At 64.4% G+C, this 9371-nt stretch carries 8 protein-coding genes; 2 read left to right on the plus strand and 6 right to left on the minus strand.

The window, feature by feature from the left end:
• Positions 1–510, plus strand: a 510-nt coding sequence (locus ABZE94_RS17580) for a ParA family protein (protein WP_372876922.1), incomplete at its 5' end; no start/stop codon positions are given.
• 65 nt (positions 511–575) lie between these two features.
• Here the strand turns inward: ABZE94_RS17580 and ABZE94_RS17585 are convergent.
• The 4 genes from ABZE94_RS17585 to ABZE94_RS17600 all read right to left on the minus strand — a co-directional run bounded on the left by ABZE94_RS17585 (position 576) and on the right by ABZE94_RS17600 (position 5330).
• Positions 576–1376 (minus strand): universal stress protein, encoded by an 801-nt coding sequence (locus ABZE94_RS17585; RefSeq protein ID WP_372876924.1) that lies wholly within the window; start codon positions 1374–1376, stop codon positions 576–578.
• A gap of 265 nt (positions 1377–1641) precedes the next feature.
• Positions 1642–2076 carry a thioredoxin TrxC gene (gene trxC, locus ABZE94_RS17590; RefSeq protein WP_372876926.1) on the minus strand — a complete coding sequence of 145 codons (435 nt, stop codon included), beginning with the start codon at positions 2074–2076 and terminating at the stop codon, positions 1642–1644.
• Between the two features lie 64 nt (positions 2077–2140).
• Complete coding sequence (locus ABZE94_RS17595) at positions 2141–3418, minus strand: bifunctional O-acetylhomoserine aminocarboxypropyltransferase/cysteine synthase (RefSeq protein WP_372876928.1); 1278 nt, start codon at positions 3416–3418, stop codon at positions 2141–2143.
• Between the two features lie 121 nt (positions 3419–3539).
• Positions 3540–5330 (minus strand): SLC13 family permease, encoded by a 1791-nt coding sequence (locus ABZE94_RS17600; RefSeq protein ID WP_372876930.1) that lies wholly within the window; start codon positions 5328–5330, stop codon positions 3540–3542.
• Between the two features lie 227 nt (positions 5331–5557).
• Here ABZE94_RS17600 and ABZE94_RS17605 point away from each other — a divergent pair, with 227 nt between their 5' ends.
• The gene (locus ABZE94_RS17605) at positions 5558–6265 is read left to right on the plus strand and encodes an aspartate/glutamate racemase family protein (protein ID WP_372876932.1); all 708 of its coding nucleotides are present in this window, start codon (positions 5558–5560) and stop codon (positions 6263–6265) included.
• A 62-nt stretch (positions 6266–6327) separates the two neighbouring features.
• Here the strand turns inward: ABZE94_RS17605 and selO are convergent, their stop codons facing one another.
• Both selO and ABZE94_RS17615 read right to left on the minus strand, forming a co-directional pair.
• The gene (selO, locus tag ABZE94_RS17610; RefSeq protein ID WP_372876934.1) at positions 6328–7788 is read right to left on the minus strand and encodes a protein adenylyltransferase SelO; all 1461 of its coding nucleotides are present in this window, start codon (positions 7786–7788) and stop codon (positions 6328–6330) included.
• A 73-nt stretch (positions 7789–7861) separates the two neighbouring features.
• On the minus strand, positions 7862–9371 hold a 1510-nt coding region (locus ABZE94_RS17615), incomplete at its 5' end, for a mechanosensitive ion channel domain-containing protein (protein ID WP_372876936.1).

Here is a 9371-nt window from a genome sequence, read left to right on the forward strand (position 1 = left end):
CATGTGGTCACGGCTACGGCCGAACTGGCCGATCTGCAGCCCAAGCTGGAGTCGAAACACAAGATCAACAAGCTGCGCAAACTACTCGATGAACTGGCCGGGGATTACGACCGGATCTATCTGGATACGCCGCCTGCGCTGAATTTCTACACGGTTTCCGCATTGATCGCCGCTGATCGGGTGCTGATCCCCTTCGATTGCGACAGCTTCTCGCGTCAGGCCCTGTACGGCCTGTTGCTGGAGATCGCGGAGCTCAAGGAAGACCACAACGAAGGGCTGGAGGTCGAGGGCATCGTGGTCAACCAGTTCCAGCCCCGGGCGACCCTGCCCCAGCAGATGCTCGATGAGCTGATCGCCGAAGGCTTGCCGGTATTGTCGGTGAACCTGATGAGCTCGGTGCGCATGCGTGAATCGCACCAGGCCTGCACACCGCTGATCTATCTGGACGCACGGCACAAGTTGACCCAGCAATTCGTCGAGCTGCACGACTTGCTCGAGGCCAGCGATTAGCCGGGGCCGAACAAAACGACAAAGGCGCCACTGGCGCCTTTGTCGTTTTGTTCGGGTGATGGCTGTTAGCGGCGGACGACAAAAATGTCGCAGGGCGCCTTATGCAGGAAATGCTGCGCCAGACTGCCGAGCAATGCCTGGGACAAGGCGCTGCGGCCGTGGCTGCCGAGTACCAGCAGCTCGCTGCGGCGGGTTTTCAGCTGTGCCTGCAGGCTGCGCAGGATGCCGCCTTGCTGCACCGAGTGGGTCAGGGTCGGGCCGTTGGCAGGCAGGATCTGCGCTTCGTCCTCGAGCAGTTGATCGATCAAGGCGCGCTGGATCTGCAGTTGCGCCTCGACTTGCCTGGGCGTGCCCTTGTCCGGCTCGAACACGTGCAGTGCATGCAGTTCGGCCGTTTCCGGCAGCAGGCGATAGGCCTGCTCCAGGGCGCTGCAGGCGCAGAGGGAGAAGTCGATGGCGGCAAGCGCACGCTGGTAGGGCTGGAACTCGTTGCGCGCCACCAGCAGCAGCGGCACGCTGCAGTTCCTGGCGATACGATCCAGGCTGGTGCCGGAGAAGAAATCGTGGCGCTGGTGGTGGGCGCCCAGTACCAGCAGGTCGCAACCCAGCTCCTGCACCTGCTGCAGCACCGCCTCGGAAGGTTTGCCAGCGGTCAGTTGCAGTTCGCTGCCCAGGGGGGCGTAGCGGGTCAGGCTGCGATCCAGGGCCTGATGGGCCTGTTCGTGCGCCTGGCTGTTCTGGGTGGGGTCGAGGACGTGCAGTATCGTCAGCTTGGCGTTGTGCTGTTGTGCCAGCTGGGCGGCGCGACGCAGGGCCATGTCGGCCGTGTCGCGCAAGTCATGGGCAATGAGAATATTGGTAAACATGGGAAAAATCTCCGGCCGATGGATGTCGGCGATTTATTATCCATCAAGCAATAGTCGTTCTTTTGACCTTAGGCAAGGCCAGGCGTCAGCGTTCGTAAAAAAACAGAGTGGCGTCGCGAGGCTGCCTCCTGGCGTTTGCGGCAAGGCGTGCTGCGTGAGAAATGGGGTAGTTTAGTGAACTAAATGACCCGATTTTTCACCTGGCGCAACGCCATAGCGAGCGTTTGCAGGCGGCCGCAATAGGCGGGAGTCTTTTCACAAGCTCTCAGAGACCTTGACCCTCCAGCCAGGCCAGCAGTTGCGGCAGTGGCAGGGCGCCGCTCTGACGGGCGACTTCGCGGCCGCCCTTGAACAGGATCAGGCTGGGAATCGAGCGGATGCCCAGTTGGCTGGACAGTTGCGGGTTGGCCTCGCTGTCCAGCTTGCCCAGGCGACAGCGCCCCTGCAGTTGGCTAGCCGCCTGGTAGAAGCTCGGGGCGAAGGCCTTGCAGGGGCCGCACCAGTCGGCCCAGACATCCACCAGCACCGGCAGATCGCCCTTGAGCTGGCTGGCGAAGTTGGCCTGGGACAGCTCGATCGGCGTGCCCGGTACGACGTCATGCTTGCAGCGTCCGCAGCGCGGGTTGTCGCCCAGGCGCTCGGCAGGGATGCGGTTGAGGCCGTTGCAGCTTGGGCAGGGGATCAGCAGCAGGTTGGACATGAGCGACTCCAGAGACGGGGTAGCCCTTATCTGGAGTCGGCTGACCCGCTTATCAAGGCCGAACTCAATCTCCCGTAGCCTGCAGTGCCTGTTGCAGGTCGGCAAGAATATCGTCGCTGTGTTCGATGCCGATCGACAGGCGCACCATGTCGCGCGGTACGCCGGCCTTGGCCAGCTCCTCGTCGTTGAGCTGGCGGTGGGTGGTGGAAGCCGGATGGCAGGCCAGCGACTTGGCGTCGCCGATATTCACCAGGCGCACCACCAGCTTGAGCGCGTCGATAAAGCGCGCTCCCGCCGCCTGGCCGCCGACGATGCCGAAGGAGAGGATCGAGGCCGGTTTGCCCTGGCAGTATTTTTGCGCCAGGTCATGCTCGGGATGATTGCTCAGGCCGGCGTACTTGACCCAGGCCACCTGCGGGTGATTCTGCAGGTATTCGGCCACCTTGAGCGCGTTCTCGCAGTGGCGCTCCATGCGCAGGGCCAGCGTTTCCAGGCCTTGCAGGATCAGGAAGGAATTGAACGGCGAGATGGCCGCGCCCATGTTGCGCAGCGGCACCACCCGGCAGCGGCCGATGAAGGCGGCCGGGCCGAAGGCCTCGGTGTAGGTCACGCCGTGGTAGGAGGCGTCCGGGGTATTGAGCAGGGCGAAGCGCTCCTGGTGCTGCGCCCAGGGGAAGTTGCCGGAGTCGACCACGATGCCGCCGATGCTGGTGCCGTGGCCGCCCATGTACTTGGTCAGCGAGTGCACCACGATGTCGGCGCCGTGCTCGAAGGGGCGGCAGAGCATTGGCGTGGCCACGGTGTTGTCGACGATCAGCGGTACGCCATGGCGGTGGGCCGCATCGGCCAGCGCTTGCAGGTCGATGATGTTGCCGGCCGGATTGCCGATGGACTCGCAGAACAGCGCCTTGGTTTTGTCGTCTATCAGCGCTTCCAGGGCGGCAATATCGTCATGGGCGGCGAAACGCACTTCGATGCCCTGGCGCGGCAGGGTGTGGGCGAACAGGTTGTAGGTGCCGCCATACAGCTTGGCCACCGAGACGATGTTGTCGCCGACTTCGGCGATGGTCTGGATGGCATAGGTGATGGCCGCCATGCCGGAGGCCACAGCGAGGGCGCCGACCCCGTTCTCCAGGGCCGCCACGCGTTTTTCCAGCACGTCGGTAGTGGGATTCATGATCCGTGTGTAGATGTTGCCAGCGACCTTGAGGTCGAACAGGTCGGCACCGTGCTGGGTGTCGTCGAAGGCGTAAGAGGTGGTCTGGTAGATCGGCACTGCCACCGCCCTGGTGGTCGGGTCAGGGCTGTAGCCAGCATGGATGGCCAGGGTTTCCAGTTTCATGCGCGCGTTCCTTCAGGGTCGTTTGGAAAAGCCGCAGGATGGAGAGGGGAGGCAAGTCTGGTCAATGATTTGCAGCAATAAAACCAGTCGGATACAGGTTCGATGGGTGTCGCCCAATGGCTCACACCGGCGTCAGCGGCCAGAACCAGGGGATGACGAAGCTGGCCACCACCCACAACAGCAGGTTGAGCGGAATACCCACCTTCATGAAGTCGGTGAAGCGGTAGCCGCCGGCGTTGTAGACGAAGGTGTTGGTCTGGTAGCCGATCGGTGTGGCGAAGCTGGCGCTGGCGGCAAACATCACCGCGACCACAAAGGCCCGTGGATCGACGCCCAGGTGCTGGGCCAGGCCGATGGCAATGGGGGTGACCAGCACCGCCACGGCGTTGTTCGAGAGCATCTCGGTGAGGACCGAGGTGAACAGGTAGATGAACGACAGCATCAGCAGCGGCCCGGCCCAGGGCAGCCAGCCCATGACGTTCTCCACCAGCAGCTTGACCAGACCGACCTTGTCCATGGCGATGCTGATCGCCAGCATGCCGAAGATCAGGCTGAGGATCTTCCAGTCCACCGCCTTGTAGGCGTCCTCCACGTCGAGGCAGCGGGTCGCCAGCACGGTCACCGCGCCAATGATCGCCAGGCCTTCGATGGGCATCAGGCCGAAAGCGGCCAGGACCATCACCGCCAGGGTGGCGCCGATCGCAATCGGCGCCTTGTCGCGGCGGAAGGCGCGCTCCTGCACGGCGTTGAGGCTGATCAGCTCGCCGTTGTCGGCGAAACGCTTGATCTGCGCCGGGGTACCCTCGACCAGCATCACGTCGCCGAACTGCAGCTCGAAGTCGTCCAGGTTGCCCTGGATGTTCTCGTCCTGGCGGTGCACGGCGAGCACGGCGATGCCGTAGCGCGCGGTCAGATCGAGGTCGCGCATGGGGCGGTGGCTGTAGCGCGAATTGCGCCCGACTATGGCCTCGGCAAGGATCACGTCGTGGCTGCTGATGGTCTCGAAGGCGTCGCCGCGGTTGAAGGTCAGGTGGCCGCTTTCGCGCAGCTCGACCACGTTCTTCACCTGGCCGTGCAGCACCAGGCGATCACCGCTGGCAAGCAGGGTGGCGTGATCCGGTTCAGTCAGCTCCTGCTCCTCGCGGAACAGTTTGAGCACCTGCAGGCCGCTGCCGCCGTTGAGGTTGGCCTCGGCCAGGGTCTTGCCGACCACAGGCGAGTTGTGCGGCACCAGCAGTTCGGTCATGAAGGTGCGATCGAGGTCGGGGCGCAGCTGCTTGGACAGGGTTTCGCGCTCGGGCAGCAGGTGGCGGCCGATGGTTAGCAGGTAGAGCATGCCGACCGTGGCCAGGATCAGCCCGGCACCGGTGATCTCGAAGATGCCGAAGGGCGCCAGGCCGGCCTTGCGTGCGACGCCGTCGACCAGGATGTTGGTCGAGGTGCCGATCATGGTCAGGGTGCCGCCGAGGATGGTGGCGTAGGACAGCGGGATCAACAGCTTCGACGGTAGGGTGCCGGCGCGCCGCGCCAGGGAGATCGCCACCGGGGTGAGGATGGCCACTACCGGGGTGTTGTTCAGGCAGGCGGAAATCACCAGGGCGGTCAGGGTCAGGCCGGTGAGTACGCGAATCGGGCTGGTGCCGACCAGGTCGCCGAGCCAGTTGCCCAGGGCGTCGATGCAGCCGGTGCGCTCCAGTGCGGCCGAGAGCACGAACATGCAGGCGATGGTCACCGGTGCCGAGTTGCTCAATACGCTGAGGACTTCCTTGGGCTCGAGCAACTGGGTGACCAGCAGCGCGGCCACGCCGATGGCGGCGACTATGTCCGGGCTCCACTTTTCGCGGACGAAGGCCACCAGCAGCCAGACCAGCAGGGCGCCTACGAACAATAGCGGCAGTGAGTCCCAGAACATAAGCGTCCCTAGCGTGCAAATCTTGGGTGGGTGATGGCGCAGCATGGGAGCCGCGCAAGGTCGCCAAGATAGTGGGCTTCGCTTAGATAGTCTAAGAATGTTTGAGAAGGTTTATATGCCTTTTCGGTTTAACAGATAAGGCTGTATCGCCGCCCTGACCGCGCACTGTCGCTGTGCCGTCGGTCATCGGCCGGTTAGGCTCGGGTTTTCCGTGCTGGAGGTGAACGATGCGTCCATTAGGCATTCTCGGCGGCATGAGCTGGGAGTCCACCCTGAGCTATTACCGCCTGCTCAATCAGGGGGTGCGCGAGCGTCTCGGCGGCCTGCATTCGGCGCCGCTGCTCCTGCATTCGGTGGACTTCGCCGGGATCGCCGCGCTGCAGCAACAGGGCGACTGGGAGGCGGCCGGGCGGCAATTGGCGGTCGCGGCCCAGGGCCTGGAGCGTGCCGGTGCGACGGCGCTGCTGCTGGCGACCAACACCATGCACAAGGTGGCGCCGGCCATCGCCGCGGCGGTCGACATTCCTCTGCTGCATATCGGCGATGCTGTCGGCCAGGCGCTGCAGCGCCAGGGCGTCACGCGCGCGGCCCTGCTCGGTACGCGCCTCACCATGCAGGAGGATTTCTATCGCCAGCGTCTGGCCGAGCGCTTCGGCATCCAGGTCATGCTGCCCGACGAGCAGCGGATGGCGGAAATCGACCGGGTGATTTTCGCCGAGCTGTGTCAGGGCCGGTTCCAGGACAGCGCGCGGGCCTTCTACCAGGATTGTCTGGCGCGGCTGCAGGAGCAGGGCACCGAGGTGGCGATTCTCGGCTGCACCGAGATCGGTCTGCTGCTCGAGGGCGCAGACGCGGCGCTGCCGCTGCTCGACAGCAGCGAGTTGCATGTGGCCATGGGGCTGGAGTGGCTGCTGGCTGGTTCGCAGGGTGGATGACGCCTTGCTCATCCACCCTCGTTGGTGGTGGATGGATAAAGCGTCATCCACCCTACGCCTGCTTACGACGAGCAGCTGATCTCCAGGTGCTTGCCCCACTCCGGTGGGCGCTGGGCGTAGCGCTCGAAGCCGGGTTGCTCGTCGAACGGCCGGCTGAGAACGGCGTGCAGTTCGCGCACCGGGTCGTAGTCGCCCTGTTCGGCGGCGTCGATGACTTGCTGGGCCAGGTAATTGCGCAGGATGTACTTGGGGTTGACCGCGTGCATGCGTGCGCGTCGCTCTGCCTGGGTTCCACCGTCCTGTGCGCTGCGGGTCCGGTAGTCGCTGGCCCAGGCATCGAACCCCTTGAGGTCGGTGAAGTCCTCGCGCAGGCGGGCGAGGGCCGGTTCGGCCGCGCTGGCACCCAGCTCGCGGAAGAAGTTGCTGTAGTCCACCGCGCTGCCTTGCATCAGTTGCAGCAGGCGCTGAATCAGCGCGTCGTCGCCCGCATCGGCGCTGAGCAGGCCCAGGCGTCGGCGCATCAGGTCGAGGTAGTGGGCCTGGTACAGCGGCAGGAACAGGTTCAGGGTCTCGCGCAGGGCGTCGATCTCGACCAGCGGGGTCAATGCCTGGCCGAGGGCCGCGAGGTTCCACTGGGCGATCGGCACCTGGTTGCTGAAACTGTAGCGCCCCGTGTCGTCGGAGTGGTTGCAGATGTGGTTGGCGTCGAAGTCGTCGAGGAAGGCGTAGGGACCGTAGTCGAAGGTGATGCCGAGGATCGACATGTTGTCGCTGTTCATCACCCCGTGGCAGAAACCATAGGCCTGCCAGTAGGCGATCAGCTCGGCGTTGCGTTCGACCACCTCGCGGAACATGGCCAGGTAGGGTTCGGGCTGCTCCAGGCACGCGGGGAAGTGGCAGCTCAGCACATGCTCGCCGAGTGCCTTCAGCAGATCGTGCTGGCGGGTGTAATAGAAGTACTCGAAGTGGCCGAAGCGCACATGGCTCTGCGCCAGGCGCAGGAGCATGGCCGCGCTTTCCCGTTTCTCCCGCCATACCGGGGTGCTCGAGGTGGTCACGCACAGCGCCCGCGAGGTCGGGATGCCGAGGGCGTGCAGGTGTTCGCTGGCGAGGAACTCGCGGATCGATGAACGCAATACCGCACGACCATCGCCCATGCGCGAATAAGGGGTCTGGCCGGCGCCTTTCAAGTGCAAATCCCAATACTCGCCGGCGTCGTTGACCACCTCGCCCAGCAGCAGGCCGCGGCCATCGCCCAGGCGCGGGTTGTAGCTGCCGAACTGGTGCCCGGAATAGACCATGGCCCGCGGTTCGGCCGCGCTCCACAGCTTGTGCCCGGCGAACAACTGGGCGAACTCCTCGCTGGCGGCCTCGCCTGGATCGAGGTCGAGCAGGGCCATGGCCGTCGGGCTGACCACCACCAGGCGTGGCTCGGCAATAGGCTCGGGCAGCACCTCGGTGGAAAAGGCGTCGCCGAGGCGAGCGAAGCGATTGTCGAAGGTGAGGTCGGTCAGGCTTTTCAAGGGCGGCTCCTGCAATTCCGAGTATTTTGCTGGGAATTGCAGGGCAGGGGAAGGGGGGCGGCGGTTGTCGGGCTTATAACGGGTCGCTGCCGGAGTCGGCGGGCGACTCCGGCAGGCTTGTCGGGCTGGGCAGTCGCAGCTCCTGGCCCTGGAGATTCTTCACGAAGATATCCAGTTGGCGGAAGGCGATCCCGATACCGTGTTCGCGGAACATGCGGTCGATGGCGCGGTTGAGCTCGTCGGTGGCGGCATTGCGATCACCCAGTTCGCGTACATGCACGCGCAGCTCATGGTCCAGGGTGCTTTCGCCGAACGTGAGGAAGAACACCAGCGGCTCGGGATCACGCAGCACCCGTGGGTTTTCTTCCGCGGCCTGCAGCAGCAGTTTACGCACCAGCTCCAGGTCCGAGCCATAGCTGACGCCGATTTTCAGGATGATGCGGGTGACCGTGTCGTTCAGCGACCAGTTGACCAACTGGTCGGTGACGAAGGTCTTGTTCGGTACGATGATTTCCTTGCGGTCGAAGTCGGTGATGGTGGTGGCGCGGATGCGGATGCGACTGACCGTACCGGATAGATTGCCGATGGTCACCACGTCTCCGATGCGCACCGGGCGCTCGAACAGGATGATCAGGCCGGAGATGAAATTGGCAAAGATTTCCTGCAGGCCGAAACCCAGGCCGACCGAGAGCGCCGCCACCAGCCACTGCAGCTTGTCCCAACTGACCCCCAGGGTCGACAGGGTGATGACGAAACCGATGGCGGCGATCGCATAGGACAGCAGGGTAGTGGTGGCGTAGGCGCTGCCTTGAGCCAGCGTCAGGCGCGACAGCACCAGCACTTCCAGCAGGCCCGGCAGGTTGCGCGCCAGGGCCACGGTGATGCCGACGATGATCAGTGCACCGAGCACGTCGCTGAGGCTGATCGGCACCAGGCTGGCGGTTTCGCCGCTGCCGCTGCTGTATTCGTAGAGGCTGATGTTGTCCAGGTAGGCGAATACCGAGATCAGGTCGGCCCAGACCCAGTACAGCGCGACAATAAAGGTGCCGAACAGGGCCAGGCGGATCAGGCGCAGCGACTGCTGGTTGACCTGTTCGATGTCCAGGGTAGGCTCTTCCACCACGACCTCGACACCCTCGCTGCTCTCCTTGGCCTGAGCCTGGCGTTTGACTGTGGCGCGGTGGTAGGCCAGGCGCCTGGCGGCGACGCCGAGGCCGCGAACGAAGGCGGCTTCGACGAACAGCCAGATGACCAGCAGGTAAAGGGTGTCGATCAGTCGGTCACTGAGTTTCAGCGCGGTGTAGTAGTAGCCGAAGCCGACCGCGACGATCAGCGCTGGCGGCAGCAGGCTGAACAGCAGGCCGAGGAATATGCGAAACGCCGAGGCATGCTCGCGTGCCGGGCCGCTCAGCAGCAGCTTGTGCAGTAGCCAGGCCATCAGGCCGTAACAGGCCAGCACCACGCCGATACCGATGACATCTTCGGCCAGGGCAGCGGGCTGGTGCTCGGCCACGGCGACCACGCCGGCCAGGGCCATGACCACCAGGCCGAGACGGCGAATCTGCCGATGGAGGAAAATCACC

It is taken from the genome of Pseudomonas sp., from assembly GCF_041601375.1.
Classification (GTDB): domain Bacteria; phylum Pseudomonadota; class Gammaproteobacteria; order Pseudomonadales; family Pseudomonadaceae; genus Aquipseudomonas.

Coding starts and splice junctions, on each gene's coding strand:
- ABZE94_RS17585 (WP_372876924.1), bottom strand. CDS start 1,376: ATGTTTACCAATATTCTCATTGCCCATGACTTGCGCGACACGGCCGAC.
- trxC (WP_372876926.1), bottom strand. CDS start 2,076: ATGTCCAACCTGCTGCTGATCCCCTGCCCAAGCTGCAACGGCCTCAAC.
- ABZE94_RS17595 (WP_372876928.1), bottom strand. CDS start 3,418: ATGAAACTGGAAACCCTGGCCATCCATGCTGGCTACAGCCCTGACCCG.
- ABZE94_RS17600 (WP_372876930.1), bottom strand. CDS start 5,330: ATGTTCTGGGACTCACTGCCGCTATTGTTCGTAGGCGCCCTGCTGGTC.
- ABZE94_RS17605 (WP_372876932.1), top strand. CDS start 5,558: ATGCGTCCATTAGGCATTCTCGGCGGCATGAGCTGGGAGTCCACCCTG.